16 protein-coding genes and 1 riboswitch are annotated in these 15,420 nt (G+C 66.1%); of the genes, 7 read left to right on the forward strand and 9 right to left on the reverse strand.

Annotated features, from left to right (window positions below; all coding sequences use genetic code 11):
• Positions 1-48: 48 nt before the first annotated feature.
• Positions 49-969 carry a branched-chain amino acid ABC transporter permease gene (locus tag QM748_RS14280; RefSeq protein ID WP_415247589.1) on the reverse strand — a complete coding sequence of 307 codons (921 nt, stop codon included), beginning with the start codon at positions 967-969 and terminating at the stop codon, positions 49-51.
• A gap of 46 nt (positions 970-1,015) precedes the next feature.
• A complete protein-coding gene (locus tag QM748_RS14285; RefSeq protein WP_415247590.1) occupies positions 1,016-2,176 on the reverse strand; it encodes an ABC transporter substrate-binding protein in 1,161 nt (386 codons plus the stop codon).
• Positions 2,177-2,446: 270 nt separating this feature from the next.
• Between QM748_RS14285 and ruvA the strand changes: the two genes are divergently transcribed.
• The 4 genes from ruvA to QM748_RS14305 all read left to right on the forward strand — a co-directional run bounded on the left by ruvA (position 2,447) and on the right by QM748_RS14305 (position 5,519).
• Complete coding sequence (ruvA, locus tag QM748_RS14290) at positions 2,447-3,046, forward strand: Holliday junction branch migration protein RuvA (protein ID WP_415247591.1); 600 nt, start codon at positions 2,447-2,449, stop codon at positions 3,044-3,046.
• Between the two features lie 288 nt (positions 3,047-3,334).
• A complete protein-coding gene (locus tag QM748_RS14295; RefSeq protein ID WP_415247592.1) occupies positions 3,335-4,006 on the forward strand; it encodes a THxN family PEP-CTERM protein in 672 nt (223 codons plus the stop codon).
• 82 nt (positions 4,007-4,088) lie between these two features.
• Positions 4,089-5,147: a Holliday junction branch migration DNA helicase RuvB gene (gene ruvB / locus QM748_RS14300; RefSeq protein ID WP_415247593.1), complete on the forward strand. Its 1,059-nt coding sequence runs from the start codon at positions 4,089-4,091 to the stop codon at positions 5,145-5,147.
• Between the two features lie 12 nt (positions 5,148-5,159).
• Positions 5,160-5,519, forward strand: coding sequence for a hypothetical protein (locus QM748_RS14305; RefSeq protein ID WP_415247594.1), 360 nt, complete (start codon positions 5,160-5,162; stop codon positions 5,517-5,519).
• 24 nt (positions 5,520-5,543) lie between these two features.
• Here the strand turns inward: QM748_RS14305 and QM748_RS14310 are convergent, their stop codons facing one another.
• The 6 genes from QM748_RS14310 to QM748_RS14335 form a co-directional block, all read right to left on the reverse strand.
• On the reverse strand, positions 5,544-6,101 hold the full coding sequence (locus tag QM748_RS14310; protein ID WP_415248076.1) for a hypothetical protein: 558 nt from the start codon (positions 6,099-6,101) through the stop codon (positions 5,544-5,546).
• 192 nt (positions 6,102-6,293) lie between these two features.
• The gene (xerC, locus tag QM748_RS14315) at positions 6,294-7,226 is read right to left on the reverse strand and encodes a tyrosine recombinase XerC (protein ID WP_415247595.1); all 933 of its coding nucleotides are present in this window, start codon (positions 7,224-7,226) and stop codon (positions 6,294-6,296) included.
• A 21-nt stretch (positions 7,227-7,247) separates the two neighbouring features.
• Positions 7,248-7,886 (reverse strand): DUF484 family protein, encoded by a 639-nt coding sequence (locus tag QM748_RS14320; protein ID WP_415247596.1) that lies wholly within the window; start codon positions 7,884-7,886, stop codon positions 7,248-7,250.
• 120 nt (positions 7,887-8,006) lie between these two features.
• Positions 8,007-8,840 carry a diaminopimelate epimerase gene (dapF, locus tag QM748_RS14325; RefSeq protein ID WP_415247597.1) on the reverse strand — a complete coding sequence of 278 codons (834 nt, stop codon included), beginning with the start codon at positions 8,838-8,840 and terminating at the stop codon, positions 8,007-8,009.
• Positions 8,841-8,940: 100 nt separating this feature from the next.
• Entirely contained in the window at positions 8,941-9,813 is an 873-nt protein-coding gene (locus QM748_RS14330; protein ID WP_415247598.1) for a lysophospholipid acyltransferase family protein, read from the reverse strand.
• A complete protein-coding gene (locus tag QM748_RS14335) occupies positions 9,810-10,691 on the reverse strand; it encodes a lysophospholipid acyltransferase family protein (protein WP_415247599.1) in 882 nt (293 codons plus the stop codon). Before QM748_RS14335 ends, QM748_RS14330 begins: the two co-directional genes overlap by 4 nt.
• Positions 10,692-10,949: 258 nt before the next feature.
• Here QM748_RS14335 and metK point away from each other — a divergent pair, with 258 nt between their 5' ends.
• From metK to QM748_RS14350, 3 genes are all read left to right on the forward strand, one after another.
• Positions 10,950-12,113, forward strand: a complete 1,164-nt coding sequence (gene metK, locus QM748_RS14340) for a methionine adenosyltransferase (RefSeq protein WP_415247600.1) — start codon at positions 10,950-10,952, stop codon at positions 12,111-12,113.
• A gap of 134 nt (positions 12,114-12,247) precedes the next feature.
• Positions 12,248-12,505, forward strand: coding sequence for a CopG family ribbon-helix-helix protein (locus QM748_RS14345; protein WP_415247601.1), 258 nt, complete (start codon positions 12,248-12,250; stop codon positions 12,503-12,505).
• 166 nt (positions 12,506-12,671) lie between these two features.
• Positions 12,672-13,661 (forward strand): hypothetical protein, encoded by a 990-nt coding sequence (locus QM748_RS14350; protein ID WP_415247602.1) that lies wholly within the window; start codon positions 12,672-12,674, stop codon positions 13,659-13,661.
• A gap of 27 nt (positions 13,662-13,688) precedes the next feature.
• Here the strand turns inward: QM748_RS14350 and yjjJ are convergent, their stop codons facing one another.
• Positions 13,689-15,071 (reverse strand): type II toxin-antitoxin system HipA family toxin YjjJ, encoded by a 1,383-nt coding sequence (yjjJ, locus tag QM748_RS14355; RefSeq protein ID WP_415247603.1) that lies wholly within the window; start codon positions 15,069-15,071, stop codon positions 13,689-13,691.
• Positions 15,072-15,262: 191 nt separating this feature from the next.
• A riboswitch (S-adenosyl-L-homocysteine riboswitch) is annotated at positions 15,263-15,365 on the forward strand.
• Positions 15,366-15,420 lie beyond the last annotated feature (55 nt).

A 15,420-nucleotide genomic window follows, 5' to 3' on the forward strand; every position in this document is an offset into this window, starting at 1 on the left:
GCGGCCACGCGCGACGAATCGGCAGCGGGACGATTCACACTGTTCGCCTCATGCCCGGGCCGGGAACAGGCCGGCGGGCTTCAGCGTCAGCACGGCGGCCATCAGCACGTACATGGCGATGCCGGCCAGCGCCGGCCCCAGGTCCGCCGCCACCGAAGGCGGCAGTACCGCGCGCAGCGCCGGCGGCAGGAAGGCGCGCCCGGCGGTATCGACCAGGCCGACCAGCAGCGCGGCGACGAAGGCGCCGCGGATCGAGCCGATGCCGCCGATGACGATGACCACCAGCGCCGGGATCAGGATCGCTTCGCCCATGCCGATCTGCACCGAGCTGATCGGCGCCATCAACGCGCCGGCCAGCGCCGCCAGTCCGGCGCCGAGCGCGAACACGAAGGCGAACACCGTGCCCACGCGCACGCCCATGAACTCGGCCATCTGGCGGTTCGAGGCGCCGGCGCGCACCAGCATGCCGATGCGTGTCTTGTTGACCAGCAGGTAGAGCCCGAGCGCGACCAGCAGGCCGGCAGCGATCAGCAGCAGGCGATAGGACGGGTAAGGCAGGCCTTCGGCCAGCTGCACCGGCCCGGCGAGCGCCGCCGGCGTCGACGCCATCAGCGGCGCCACGCCCCAGATCGCCTTCACCGCGTCGTCGGCGATCAGGATGATGCCGAAGGTGGCCAGCACCTGCACCAGGTGGTCGCGCCGGTACAGGCGGCGAATCACCAGCACTTCGAGCAAGGCCGCGACGACCACGGTGACCAGCACGGCGACCAGCACGGCGAGCGTGAACATGCCGCTGGCTTCATGCACGCGCGCGGCGACATAGGCGCCGGCCATGTACAGCGAACCGTGGGCGAGGTTCATGGTGTCCATGATGCCGAACACCAGCGTCAGGCCGGCGGCGATCAGGAACAGCATCAAGCCGTAGCCGAGACCGTTGAGCAGTTGCTCGAAGACGAAGATTGCATCCATGGAAACAGGGCTGGGGGGGCGGGAATGCTGCCCGCCCCGCGCACGCTTACATCTTGCAGGCGCCGACGTAGGCATCCTGGTGGTTTTCCAGCGTGATGCCGACCAGCTTGTTGGTCAGGCGGCCGTCGGCATCCTTGCCGACTTCGCGCAGGTAGTAGTTCTGCACCGGATAGTTGTTGACGCCATAGGTGAAGTCGCCGCGCACCGACTTGAAGCTCGGGTTCTTCAGCGCCTTCAGCACCGCTTCGCGGTCGCCCACCTTGCCGCCGACATCGCGCACCGCGGCGTCCATCGCCATCAGCGTGTCGTAGGCCATCGCCGCATACACCGAGGGGTAGCGGCCGTCGTACTTCTGGCGGAAGGCGGCGACGAATTCGGCGTTGGCGGGCACATCCAGATCGTGCGTCCAGTGCGCGGTGTTGAGCACGCCGAGCATCGGCTCGCCGACGGCCTGGATCACGTCCTCGTCGGCCGAGAAGCCCGGTGCGATCAGCGGCACGTCCTTCAGGCCGCCGCCGACGAACTGCTTGACGAAATTGATGCCCATCGCGCCCGGCAGGAAGAAGAACACCGCGTCGGGTTTGGCCGCACGGATCTGGGCGATTTCGGGCGCGTAGTCGATCTGGCCGAGCTTGGTGTAGATCTCGTCCTTCACCGCACCCTTGTACAGGCGCTTGAAGCCATTCAGGTGATCCTTGCCCGCCGGGTAGTTGGGCGCGATCAGCACGACGTTCTGGTAGCCCTTCTCGTTGGCGACCTTGCCGGCGGCCTCGTCGTAGGTGTCGTTCTGGTACTGGGCGAAGAACCAGGGACTGCACTTGTCGCCGGCGTAGGCGCTGGGGCCGGGGTTGCTCGACAGGTAGGGCACCTTGGCGGCGAACAGCGCCGGGCCGACCGCCAGCGCGGCGTTCGAGCCGATCGGGCCGGTGAAGAAGTCGATCTTTTCACGCTGCAGGTAGCGGGCGACGAGCTGGTTGGCCTGCTCCGGGCTGCCGCCGAAATCGGTGCGCAGGAACTCCGCCGGCTGGCCGCCGAGTTTGCCGCCGAGCTTCTCGATGGCCAGTTCGAAGCCGTCGCGCGCCTCCGCGCCCAGCGCCGAGAAGGGACCGGAAATGTCCAGCGCGATGCCGACCTTGATGTCGGCGGCGTTGACAGTGGCAGCGGCGCACAGCGCCAGGGTGGCGGCCAGGAACTTCATCTGCGGCATGGGGAATCTCCTCGATCATTTCGACGGGGCGGCATCTGTGCAGCACAAGGCAGCTCAGGCCGGCGCAATTGCGCGAACGGGCCAGATTCTAGCCCGAGCGCGCCGGCCGACAGAAGGAAAATACCCTCCAGGCGGGCCTGAATCCATGGCCACCCCGTTCATGGACCCCGCCAATCGAGCTGTATGAATTTTCACCCATGGGAACAGGCACTGGCAGGCGCCACTGGTAGACTTGCCACGTTCTCATCCGCCCCGCCTGGAAGCTCGCTCATGATCGGACGCATCACCGGCACCCTGCTCGAAAAGAACCCGCCCCAGATCCTCGTCGACGTACATGGCGTCGGCTACGAAATCGACGTGCCGATGAGCACCTTCTACGGCCTGCCGGCCACCGGTGCCCAGGTCAGCCTGCACACCCACCACGTGGTGCGCGAGGACGGCCATTTCCTGTTCGGCTTTGCCACCGACGAGGAGCGCACCACCTTCCGCCAGTTGCTGAAAGTGTCCGGCGTCGGCGCGCGCATGGCACTGGCGGTGCTGTCGGGGCTGTCGGTGAACGACCTCGCGCAAGCGGTCGCGCTGCAGGAAACCGGCCGCCTGGTGAAGATTCCCGGTATCGGCAAAAAGACCGCCGAACGCCTGCTGCTGGAACTGCGCGACAAGCTCGGCAAGGCGCTGCCGAATCTGTCCGGCGCCCGGCTCGCCGCCGCGCCGGGCCACGCGCCCGATGCCCGCAGCGACATCCTCAATGCGCTGCTGGCACTGGGCTACAACGAACGTGAGGCGCTGGGAGCGATGAAAAGCCTGGACGAAGGCATCGGCGTGTCGGAAGGCATCCGGCTGGCGCTGCGCCAACTGTCAAAAACTTGAAAATCGAATCACAACAAACAACAAAATCACAAATGTCGACAAATTTTACAGATAAAACCAAACGTAGAAATTTGTTTAATTAAATCAATAACAAGAAATATGGCACAAGTTGTGCTTGATGGCCTTGCAACCTTTTCTGGGAGGACCACACAATGCACACCATCCGCAACATCGTCGCCGCCAGCGCCCTGGCTCTGACCGCAACCGCTTCCTTCGCAGCCCCCGTCAGCTCCTGGGACTTCACCATCGGCCTGAGGTGGGACACCAGCGCAGGCGCCACTCAATTCGGTGGCGGTACCGGCACGCAGACCGTCGAACAACCAGCTGATCAGCTGGGGATACAACGGCGGCGACCACACCAATCAAAATGCAGGGACCAATTTCTCGCGTAGCGGCCTGCAGATCGGCAGCTCTCCGGCGTCCGGCAGCGTCGCCACCGACGGCAGCACGGCCCTGACCAACACCATCACGCATTACAACAATGCGCTGAATGGCAACTTCGCGACCCTGCGTTCCGCCACCCTGATCGCCGACGTGCTGCTGACCCCCCAAGGCGGCGATTCCATGCCGGCGCTGCAGAACATCTTCCAGATCCATTTCGTCGAAACCCCCAACTCCGCCGGCACCTGCCTGCCGAACAGCGTCACGGTCTGCGACGACGTCTTCGTGCTGGCCTTCGGCGCGCTCAACTACGAGTTCGAATTCGATGGCCACAAGTACTTCGCGAGCATTTTCGAAGCGTCCAACAATCTGAGGGCCCTGTCCGACGAAGCCTGCCTCGCCGCAGGCACCGCTCCCGGCTGCACCGGCTTCATGACCGAGGAAGGCAAGGCCACCGAGGCGCAATTCGGCCTCAAGATCACGACCCGGCCGGTGCAGGTGGTTCCGGAACCCGGTGCGCTTGCCCTGCTGGGCATCGGCCTCGCCGGCCTGGGCGCCCTGCGCCGCCGCCGCGCCTGATCGGCACTGCACTCGTGGCAACAAAAACGGGGGGCTTCGGCTCCCCGTTTTGTTTTCCCGGCCATCGGCTAAACTGCGCACCATGATCGAGACCGACAAGCTGCGCGCCGGGAGTACCGAGCGCCTGATCTCCGCCCAGCCCGCCGACCGCCAGGAAGATGCGATCGAGCGGGCGCTGCGCCCCAAGCGGCTGGCCGAATACGTCGGCCAGGCCAAGATCCGCGAACAGCTGGAAATCTTCATCCAGGCCGCACGCCGCCGCGGCGAGGCGCTGGATCACGTGCTGCTGTTCGGCCCGCCCGGCCTGGGCAAGACCACGCTGGCCCACATCGTCGCCGCCGAGATGGGCGTCAACCTGCGCCAGACTTCCGGCCCGGTGCTGGAGCGCGCCGGCGACCTGGCCGCGCTGCTGACCAATCTCGAACCGCACGACGTGCTGTTCATCGACGAGATCCATCGCCTGTCGCCGGTGGTGGAGGAAATCCTCTACCCGGCGCTGGAAGACTTCCAGATCGACATCATGATCGGCGAAGGGCCGGCGGCGCGCTCGGTCAAGCTCGACCTGCCGCCCTTCACCCTGGTCGGCGCCACCACCCGCGCCGGCATGCTGACCAACCCGCTGCGCGACCGCTTCGGCATCGTCTCGCGGCTGGAGTTCTACACGCCGGAAGAGCTCGGCTTCATCGTCGGCCGCTCGGCGCGGCTGCTCAACGTCGAGATCGACGATCCGGGCGCGCTGGAGATCGCCCGCCGCGCGCGCGGCACGCCGCGCATCGCCAACCGCCTGCTGCGCCGCGTGCGCGACTACGCCGAGGTGAAGGCGAACGGCCGCATCAGCTCGGCGGTGGCCGACGCTGCGCTGGGCATGCTGGACGTCAACTCGCTCGGCCTCGACCTGATGGACCGCAAGCTGCTGTCGGCGATGCTGGAGAAGTTCGGCGGCGGCCCTGTCGGACTGGACAACATCGCTGCCGCGATCGGCGAGTCAACCGACACCATCGAGGACGTGATCGAACCCTACCTGATCCAGCAGGGCTATCTGCAGCGCACACCGCGCGGGCGCATGGCAACGCATTCGATCTGGCAGCATTTCGGCCTCGCACCGCCGCGCGCAGCAGGCGGCGATCTGTTCGACGCCTGAGCGGCATCCGGCGTGCGCTCGCTGCAGGTGGTGATGTTCATGCTGTGCCTGGTCGGCGGGCTGTTCCTGCTGACGCAGGCGCCAGCCTTTTTCATGCCCGGCCGCGACCCCGCCATCGGGCTGCAGTTCGACACGGGCTCCTCCCGTTTGCTCGGCGCCGGCCTGCTGACGCTCGCGGCGGCAGGCGCGCAATACCTGCGGACAATGTATTACCACGGCGCAGAACGCAGACAGGCAGGCACGGCGGCACAACAACGCCGCTATTCGGCCGTGCTGCTGCTCGCACTGGCGCTTATCGGCAGCGCGCTCTGGAATGCGGAGCCCGGTGCGAATCCAGACTACCGCGCACCTGCCGCTACGGCGGCACCGTGATCACACCCACCGTCCCCGGTGGATTCAGGCATCGGCACCCACGCCCGTCGCCTCTCCCGTGGCAAGCTGGCCGGCTTCCCGCAAATCGCTGTATTCCGGCATCAGCTTGCGCGCGCGCTCGGCGGCATCCATCAATTCGACCAATTCACGCGAACTGAGGATCGAGCCGAAATGCCTGATGGCGGCTTCGGTAATGAACAGATGGCCGTTTTCCCTGCGCTCGATCCATCCCAGATCGACCAGACGGCCGATCTTCCTTCTCACGGTTTCACGCGGCAGATCGGTCGCCGCAGCGATGGAATAGGCGTTGCACGGACGCATGCGGCAATCATCGAACCGGAACACGTCGGGCGTGGGGCTCGAAGATACTCCGGACAGCTCAGACGCCCACTTGCTGTCGTGCTCAAATACCCCTATATTGTGCAAGGCGATTTCACCCAACAATATCGGCAGCAGGATGTCGCGGTCGAACTCCTCGAACCAGCGGCGCAGGTTACGGATCTGATGGCGGACAAGCAGCAACGCTACTGCGCGTGTTGCGCAACGCGGGGATTCCAAGGCCGGCTTTCCGGTATCGGCCATGCCTTCCCGAATGGGTAGCGCCTTGGGGACGGTTTTATTTGACATGAACTCCTGAGCCAACGGGCGTTGCCAGATTGGCCATTCACCGCTCTTATAGTAACTGGCCGAGCATACCGCAGCGCTTCTCTTCCGCCATGTTCAAAAATGCCCAATCTGGGCAAAACTTCCGAGACCGCTCCCTGTATGCCCAGTTTACTTGCGTGCTCGCGGGTGAGCCTTGTCATAAACTTGGGCAAGATGCTGGAAGTCAAGATGAGTATAGACCTGCGTGCTCCGAATGCTGGCATGGCCGAGCAATTCCTGGACAGCCCTGAGATCGCCGCTCGACTGCAGCAGGTGGCTGGCGAAGCTGTGCCTGAGCATGTGCGGATGGACATGCACGCCCAGGCCGCTCTGCCTGGCGCGCTCAGCCAGACGGCTGCGGATGCCGCTCGGCGACAGACGGGCCCCCGTGCGTGAAACGAAAACGGCCTGTTCATGCCTGGGCGCAACGGAATCCCGCACCGCCAGCCAGGCATGCAAGGCTTCGAGCGCCTTGCCGCCCACCGGCACGCTGCGCTGGCGCTGGCGTTTGCCGGTCACGGTGACCATGGCTTCGGCCAGATCCAGGCCCCCGCCGATGTCGAGCGACGCCAGTTCGGCAAGCCGCAGTCCTGACGAGTAGAACAGTTCGAACATCGCCTGATCGCGGAGGTCGAGCACGCCATCGCCCGTCTCGCCATCGAGCAAGGCCTGCGCCTGATCGGGAGACAGGGCGCGCGGCAGGGTCATGGCTGATTTCGGCGCCTGAATGCCGTCCACCGGATTGGCCGCCAGCCCCCGGCGGCGGACCTGCCAGCGATAGAAGCCCCGCCAGGCGCTGAGGTGGCGCGCAATCGAACGCCCCGTCAGCCCTTCGCCATGCAGGCGGGCGACAAAACGCCGGATGTCGTGCGGAACGAGCCCCGCCAGCTCCCTGCCCTCAGCGAGGCGCAGCAGGGTTTCGAGATCGCGACGATAGGCCTGCAGCGTCAGAACCGCCGCGCGGCGCTGGCTTGCCAGCCAGTCCAGCCAAGCCTCCACGTCAGGCGGCAACGGTATGCAGGCCTCTGCCGGCCCGGCTTCCGTGATCACATCCTGGGCCATACTGCCGCCTTGCCGATCGAATCAGCCACGTCCGGCCGACAAGGCGGCGGCGGCCAGATCGCCGATGCGCATGAGATAGAGCGTGCCCATGTCGGCATAAAAGCGCTCCGCTTCGGCACTGCCGAGCGCGAGCACGCCAAAAGCCGCACCGCCGCACCGCAGCGGAATCAATGCGACGGAGCGCACATGCGGCGCGACTTCGCCGAAGCAGGACAGCAGCTCCATGTTCTCGGGAGCGCCGCAATAAGGATTGCGCAAGGCGTCGAGATGGCGGCGCAGCGGTTCGCCGAGGCTGGAGTCGTCGCCTGCCAGGCCCCAGGTTTCCAGCGCGACATGCGGAACCGAAAAATCTTCCTGCAGGCTGCCGACCAGCACGCGGCGCACCGCATCCGCACTGCCTGCTGCCAGCAGGGCAAGCGCGAGACGATGCACCTTGGAGCTGATGTCGTCGTTTTCCTCGCCGAAACGGATCAGTTCGGCAAGCTTGTGCTCGAGCTGGCGGATCTTGTCGCGCAGCGCATGGAGCTGCCGCTCGGCGAGCGAGATGGCCTGGCCGCCATGCTGCGGGTGCGGCACGGTCAGCCGGGTGAACAGCTCGCCGTGCTGGGCAAGGAAATCAGGGTTGTCGCGCAGATACCGGGCGACGTCGTCAGCATTCATATCCATCACTCCAGCCGGGAGTACAGCGTGCCCAGCATCAAGAATTCGGCAAACCGCGGCGGGCCTTCCGCGACACCTTCAGTTGGGGACGCCCGGTCAGGGACGCCCGGCGATGGCCACCTAATCGAGCTCCATCTCGCCTTCGAAAACACTCACTGCAGGCCCGGTCATCAGCACCGGCGTGCCCGGCCCGGCCCAGGCGATCTCGAGTTCGCCGCCCCGGGTCTCAACCCGCACCGGCGACTCCAGCAAGCCGCGCAACAAACCGGCAACCACCGCCGCGCAGGCGCCGGTGCCGCAGGCCAGGGTCTCGCCGGCGCCGCGCTCGAACACGCGCAGGCGCACGCGATGCGGTTCGAGCACCTGCATGAAGCCGGCGTTGACCCGCGCCGGGAAACGCTCGTGGCGCTCGATCAGCGCGCCCTGATCGACCACCGGCGCGGCATCGACGTCGGCGACGACCTGCACCGCGTGCGGATTGCCCATCGATACCGCGGTGATCGCCACCGTGACCTCGCCCACCGGCAGCGGCTGCACGACCGCGTCGGAATCGGACAGGAAGGGAATCCTTGCCGGTGCCAACTCGGGCACACCCATGTCGACGGTGACCAGGCCGTCTTCGCGCAGGCGCGGGGCGATGATGCCCGAGCGCGTTTCGACGCGGATCTCGCGCTTGTCACTGAGGCCCTTGTCATGCACGAAACGGACGAAGCAGCGCGCGCCATTGCCGCACTGCTCCACTTCGCCGCCATCGGCATTGAAGATGCGGTAGCGGAAATCGACACCCGGCTGGCCTGCCGGTTCGACCACCAGCAACTGGTCGCAGCCGACGCCGAAATGGCGGTCGGCGATCGCCCTGACACGGGCCGGCGTCAGATCGGCCGGCGCACGCGTCGCGTCGATGACGACGAAATCGTTGCCGAGGCCGTGCATCTTGGTGAAACGCAGCTTCATCGCAATCCAGAGGGGAAAAGGTAAGGAGGACACCCGGGAGCGGCGATTGTCCTCCAGCCCGCTGCCCAGCGTCCACCTCGGGGCACGCGCTGGCCACCGCTCAGTAGATGCGCGGCTCGCCCTCGGGGCGGGTCTTGAAGCGGCGATGCACCCAGTAATACTGCTCGGGCATGGTGCGCACCACGCCTTCCAGCCAGCCGTTCATGCGCCGGGTATCGGCCTCGACGTCGTCCGAAGGATAATCCGCCCAGGGCTCGCCCAGTTCCAGCACATAGCCGGCGCCACCGGGAAGCATGCGCACGACGCTGGGCATCACGGCTGCTCCCGCCAGCCGCGCCAGCCGCGGCAAGCCCGTGATGGTGGCCGCCTGCACGCCGAAGAAAGGCACGAAGATGGATTCCTTGCGGCCGTAGTCCAGGTCCGGCAGGTAGTACAGCGGGCGGCCGGATTTCATCGCCTTCACGGTGGCGCGCACGCCATCGGTACGTGCGAGCAGCAACTGGTCATTGAAGCGGCTGCGGCCGTGATGCAGCCAGTGATCGAAGACCTTGTTCTTCTGCGGCGCATAGACACTGACGAAATCGCCTTCCATCGACAGCCGCGTGCCCGCCATGTCGAGGCCGACGAAATGCGGCGTCAGCAGGATCACCGGCTTGCCGGCGTCCTTCAGCGCCTGCAGGCGCTCCAGCCCGTCGATGCGCACCAGCCGGCGCAGGCGCTCGGGACCAGCCCACCACGCCAGGCCGCGTTCGAGCACGCTGCGGCCATTGACGGCGAAGTGGCGCCGCGCCAGCGCGCGGCGTTCGCCGTCGGACAGTTCGGGAAAGCACAGGCGCAAATTGGTCAGCACCACCTTGCGCCGCGGCACCACCACCACATAGAGCAGCAGGCCGAAGGCTTCGCCGATGCGCGACAGCAACGACAGCGGCAGCCAGTGCAGCAGCCAGAACAGGCCGATGGCGAGACGGCTCATGCTTCCCCCTCGCCGGCTGCCCGCCTGTCAGCGTCTCCCTCGCCGCCCCGCGGCTGCTTGTAGCGGTTGTAGCCCCACAGGTATTGCTGCGGGCATTGCAGGATGATGCGCTCCACTTCGCGGTTGATGATCGCCACGTCGGTCTCCAGTTCGCCGGTCAGTGCCTCGGTCGGCGCCTGCAGGCGGAACAGATAGCCTTGGCCGCGCGGCAGGCGCTCGGCCCAGGTGTAGATCACGCGCACGCCCTTCACCGCCGCCAGCCGCGCCGCCAGCGTCATCGTCCATGCCGGCTTGCCGAAAAAGGGCGCCCACACGCCTTCGCCCTCGCCCGGCACCTGGTCGGGCAGCATGCCCACCGCCTCGTGACTGCGCAGCGTCTTCACCAGCTTGCGCACGCCCGACAGGTCGGCCGGCGCGGTGCGCATCTGGCCGCGTGCCCTGCCCGCCTCCATCAGCGGCTGCAAGGCGGGCTTGCGCGGCGGGCGATAGAGCACGGTGATCGGAATCTTCGCCGCGATGCACTGCGCGGTGATCTCGAAGCAGCCCAGGTGCGGCGTGATGAACAGGATGCCGGCACCGTCCGAGCGCGCCTGCTCGACCAGCTCCCAGCCTTCGGTGCGCACCGCGCTGGCCACCACTTCCTCGGCCGGACGCAGCCAGATCCAAGGCAATTCCATCGCCTGGCGGCCGGCTTCGGCGACCGCGGCGCGCAGCACCGCCTCGTCCTCGCGGCCGAGCGCATTGAACAGGTTGGCACGCAGGCGCCGTGCATAGGACGGCGAGGCACGATAGACCAGCCAGCCGGTCCAGCCGCCCAGGCGGTGCAGCCAGGACAGCGGCAGGCGCGACAGAAGACGAAACGAAAGATCGACCAGCACGTCGGAAACAGACCCGGAAACAGGGGAGAAGGGGCGAATGCTTACATACCCGGCGATCCCGGTCTATAATCGCGCTTCACCGCCGAGTTAAATCGACAACTTGCAGGGCGGGCGCAGCGACCGGGCAAACAGGCTCAGACAGGTCGCCTCTGCGGAAATACTGCTAAAGCGTCGGCTGCCCGACAAAAATCCCCGGAGCTGGCCGCAGACGCAAGTCATTGGCTGATCGGGGATTTTTTGTTGCTGGAGCAGTACGACATGGCTGAATTTCTGTTTACTTCCGAGTCCGTTTCCGAAGGCCATCCGGACAAGGTGGCCGACCAGGTGTCCGACGGCGTGCTCGACGCCATCCTGGCCGAAGACCCGAAGGCGCGCGTCGCCTGCGAAACCCTGGTGTCCACCGGCCTGGTGGTGATCTCGGGCGAAATCACCACCACCGCCCATCCCAATTACCGCGAAATCGCGCAGGACGTCATCCGCCGCATCGGCTACGACAACTCCGACATCGGCTTCGACTACAAGAGCTGCGCGGTGCTGGCGGCGATCAACCGCCAGTCGCCCGACATCGCCCAGGGCGTGGATAACGCCAACGATGACCCGCTCGACCAGGGCGCCGGCGACCAGGGCATCATGTTCGGCTACGCCACCACCGAAACCCCCAGCCTGATGCCGCTGCCGATCTACTACGCGCACCGCGTCATGCAGCGCCAGGCCGAAGTGCGCAAGGACGGCCGCCTGCCGTGGCTGCGGCCGGACGCCAAGAGCCAGATCACGGTGAAGTACGTTGACGGCAAGCCGGCGGCGATCGACACCGTGGTGGTATCGACCCAGCACGACCCCGACGTCAGCCAGTCGCAGATCCACGAGGCAGTGGTCGAGCTCATCATCAAGCCGGTGCTGCCCAAGGAACTGATCCAGGGCAAGGTGCGCTACCTGGTCAACCCCACCGGCCGCTTCGTCGTCGGCGGCCCGCACGGCGACTGCGGCCTGACCGGACGCAAGATCATCGTCGACACCTACGGCGGCGCGGCCCGCCACGGCGGCGGCGCGTTCTCGGGCAAGGACCCCTCCAAGGTCGACCGTTCGGCCGCCTACGCCGGCCGCTACGTGGCGAAGAACATCGTCGCCGCCGGCCTCGCAGAGCGCTGCGAAGTGCAGGTCGCCTACGCCATCGGCGTCGCCCGCCCGGTGTCGCTGATGGTCAACACCTTCGGCACCGGCAGGATCGCCGACGAGAAGATCGTCGAACTGGTCGGCAAGCACTTCGACCTGCGGCCGAAAGCGATCATCCAGACCCTCGACCTGTTGCGCCCGATCTATTCCCGCACCGCCGCCTACGGTCACTTCGGCCGCGACGAACCGGAGTTCGGCTGGGAGCAGACAGACAAGGCCGCCGCGCTGCGGGCCGACGCCGGGCTGTAAGCCTCGCAGCTTCAGGCAAGTGCGCCCCCTGCCGGAAACGGCAGGGGGCGTTTTTTCTAGGTGAGGTACAACGCCAAGGCAATCACCGACGGAAGGCATGATGATTGATTCGTTATCGGCACGAGGAAACTGAAATGGCACGGACTGAAACCAAGGTGCTGACCGCGCACGTACCGCTGCCGTTGGCCGAAAAGGTCGATCAGATGGCCGAGCGGCTGGAGCGTTCGCGGGGCTGGATCATGAAGCAGGCGCCGTCGGCCTGGCTCGACCAGGAAGAAGAGCGGGAACGGCTGACCCACGAAACCCTCGCCGACGTGGACGCAGGCCGGGTCATCGATCATCAAGCCATGCAGGCGTGGGCCGACAGTCCGAGCACCCGAGAGGATCGTTGAGATTTCCTGGGCAAGTGAGGCCACGTAGGCCATGTAGCGAAACCCATCACACGCTTCTGTTCAAACCATGGGCAGTGCATCACGGCTACGCCCCAATCCCAATCTCGCCCCGATAGCCGGCACCCTATACTCCTCCGGCATCAGACATCCGCTCGCGTCCCACGCCATGGCCCTTCTCCGCTGCAACAAATGCACCCTGCTGGCCGAACAGGCAGACACACTGGCAGGGCAGACCCTCGCCTGCCCGAAATGCGGCGCCCCGACGAAGATCTACCCCACGCTGTATTTCGTCGAGCAGTTGCTCGCCCGCTACTTCGACGCTCAACGCGAACTCGCGCGCCTGAAAGCTTCCGCGCCCGACGTGTCCGCCGCGGCTCCGGCGTCCGCGTCGGCCAGCGACATCGATCTCTCCAACACCACTGTCCTCGCCAGCGATCAGCAACACCAGCCGATCTACGACTGGTTCCAGAAGCGGCAGATCAAGGCCGAAGCCGAACCGGACAGCGTGGATACCAGCGGCTTCTACGACGAGGTGGCCGAAGCCATCGGCGCGAACCTGCCGGTGCTCAAGGACGTGCTCGAACGCATGCGCTGGTCGCAGAACAAGGGCTACGCCAGCGCGTCGATCAGCCTGGCCAACAAATCCGCGGAAGACGCCCGCACGATCACCGACTTCTGCCGGCAGCTCTACGACTTCTCCTTCGTCGCCAAATACCTGCACAACAAGCAGGAAAACAACATTCGCCTGGTGCTCCAGACCGCCCCGATGATCCGCGCCTTTTTCAGCGGCCGCTGGCTCGAATGGCATGCGCTGATGGTCTGCCTGCGCCACGCGAAGGAGCGGCGCTGGCGCGTGTCCTGCGCCCGCAGCTTGCGGCTGATGTCCAGCAACGGCGACGCGTGCGAAGTCGACGTTTTCATGCTGCGCGACGGCCCCACGCCCGTTCCCGTCTGCATCGAATGCAAGACCGGCGAATTCCGTCAGGACATCGACCGTTATCTGGCGCTTAAGAAGCGCCTCGGCCTGGGCCGGCACCAGTTCGTGATGTGCATTGCCGGCCTGCCGGACGAAAACGCCAAGGCATTCACCTCGATGTACGAGCTGACTTTCGTCAATGAGCGGACCCTGCTGGAACACCTCGCGCACCTTTCGTGAAGCACCCCGAAAGGCCTTGCCATGCGCTCAAACCTGCATGGCCGCCTCGCTCAGCCGCTTGCCGTTCACCCCGCACACCTCGCGGAATCCCGCGCTGATCCGCCCGTCCGATGCCGCCAGCGACCAGAATGCCTGCGCCGCTTCGCAGGCGATACGCCATGCCGGCCGCTGCTGCGGCAGGGGCGGCGGGGGTTTGAACTCCCTCACCGGCAGTTCGCCGCCGGGCAGGGGGGCATACTGCATCGGCAGCATGTCGTAGGCTGGCGCCAATGCCAGACGCCCGCCGGCAGGACGAAAACTCAGGTTGCCCGTGTGCATGTCGATATTGGCAATCAGCCGTCCGTACCACCACAGGCACTCGATGCGATGCACATCCGCCGGTGACAGCAGGCCAGCGGCAGTGAAGCGCTCGGCCAGCCGGCCCCAATCGCGGGTGTCGGCGCCGAGCAGCGCGGCATCGAGCGTACCCAGGCTGCACAGCGGACTGCGGCCAAAATCGCCATGGCGGTCGAAACGCTCGACTTCCAGGAAGGTACGGCCGGCATGACGGACGATGCGGCTGGCGGCGCTCTCCACGCCAGGCATGTTTGCCGCGCATTCGAGCGCGAGATGCTCGCACACCAGCAGATCGGCCCAGCGCGTCACCGTGGCGGAATCGTCCGCGCCGGAGAACTTCACCAGCACATGCGGCGTGGCACTGCCCGGCAGGCGCCGCATCGCGCTGAACTTGGGAAACTCGCCGGCCGCGCTGGAGCCAGCGATGCCGGCTGCAACTGCACGCTCGGCCAGTTGCCCGTAGGCTTCGCCGATACCCTCCGCTTCCAGCGGTTCGGGCATCACGGAACGATTCTCCTGCCATTGCAGGCATGCCGCTTCACCGACGACCAGATCGCCACTGACGTCGCTGCCGGTCTGGCTGAGGACGTGCAGGACATCGTCGTCATCCCACTCCTCGGGATTCTCGGCGACGCCGAAGCGACGATGCTCCGCACGCGCGAACTGCCGGCCCATGTAACCCTGCGGGCGCATGTCGTAGAGCGGATAGGGCAAGCCTTCCCACCAGCCGTCGCGCGCCTCTTCCGGCGCCGGCCAGCCGATGACGGCAAGATCCATCCGGCAGCCTCGCGGCATCATGGGCGACAGGCTGGCCACCTGTTCGATCCGGCCGGCCCGATCGACCCGGTAGACCGGCAGTTCGGCCTCGACGCCACGCAAGGGTCTGCGCAGGGCGTAGCGCACACGGCGGGCCTTGCCGGCAGCCAGCACGCGGCCGTCCAGCTCGGCCAGCATGCGGTGCAGGGTCGGCACACTGACGCCGAGGATTGCGGCCAGCTCGCGCGCACTGGCCGCTGGTTGCCGTCCGAGCACGGTAGCCAGACGATCCCGAGGATGTTCGAGTCGGGGGCGCACGCAGCCTCCTGCCGAAATAATGAGAAGATTCTAATACAGAATTATCAAAAATCATCAAATGCTTGGCCATTATAAACAGCATAGTTATGAGAAGATTATAGGAAACATATCCACCCATCCGCGGCAACAGACCCAACACCTCGCCAACTGCACTGCACATGCCCCCGCCAGTCGCCGTATAATGCCGCCCTTGTTCCGAGGAGCGCTGCGAGGCGCCGGGCTGCCCAGCCCAGCCCCCCAGGCTCGGAAACCCGCGGCTTGCCGCCGCGGCGGTTTGAACGGCGCTCGCCCGAAACGTCTCCGTGTGTCGTCCGCAGGCGTTTCTTCCCTCAACCCTGCCGGGTTCGGG

The organism is Thauera sp., from assembly GCF_047601425.1.
In the GTDB taxonomy this organism is placed as follows: domain Bacteria; phylum Pseudomonadota; class Gammaproteobacteria; order Burkholderiales; family Rhodocyclaceae; genus Thauera.

What these genes read in the sequence shown, in the direction of transcription:
- QM748_RS14285 (WP_415247590.1), bottom strand. Translation starts at nt 2,176, where the DNA reads ATGCCGCAGATGAAGTTCCTGGCCGCCACCCTGGCGCTGTGCGCCGCT.
- QM748_RS14330 (WP_415247598.1), bottom strand. Translation starts at nt 9,813, where the DNA reads ATGAGCCGTCTCGCCATCGGCCTGTTCTGGCTGCTGCACTGGCTGCCG.
- QM748_RS14320 (WP_415247596.1), bottom strand. Translation starts at nt 7,886, where the DNA reads ATGAATGCTGACGACGTCGCCCGGTATCTGCGCGACAACCCTGATTTC.
- QM748_RS14310 (WP_415248076.1), bottom strand. Translation starts at nt 6,101, where the DNA reads ATGGCCGATACCGGAAAGCCGGCCTTGGAATCCCCGCGTTGCGCAACA.
- xerC (WP_415247595.1), bottom strand. Translation starts at nt 7,226, where the DNA reads ATGGCCCAGGATGTGATCACGGAAGCCGGGCCGGCAGAGGCCTGCATA.
- ruvB (WP_415247593.1), top strand. Translation starts at nt 4,089, where the DNA reads ATGATCGAGACCGACAAGCTGCGCGCCGGGAGTACCGAGCGCCTGATC.
- QM748_RS14350 (WP_415247602.1), top strand. Translation starts at nt 12,672, where the DNA reads ATGGCCCTTCTCCGCTGCAACAAATGCACCCTGCTGGCCGAACAGGCA.
- QM748_RS14345 (WP_415247601.1), top strand. Translation starts at nt 12,248, where the DNA reads ATGGCACGGACTGAAACCAAGGTGCTGACCGCGCACGTACCGCTGCCG.
- dapF (WP_415247597.1), bottom strand. Translation starts at nt 8,840, where the DNA reads ATGAAGCTGCGTTTCACCAAGATGCACGGCCTCGGCAACGATTTCGTC.
- ruvA (WP_415247591.1), top strand. Translation starts at nt 2,447, where the DNA reads ATGATCGGACGCATCACCGGCACCCTGCTCGAAAAGAACCCGCCCCAG.
- QM748_RS14280 (WP_415247589.1), bottom strand. Translation starts at nt 969, where the DNA reads ATGGATGCAATCTTCGTCTTCGAGCAACTGCTCAACGGTCTCGGCTAC.
- metK (WP_415247600.1), top strand. Translation starts at nt 10,950, where the DNA reads ATGGCTGAATTTCTGTTTACTTCCGAGTCCGTTTCCGAAGGCCATCCG.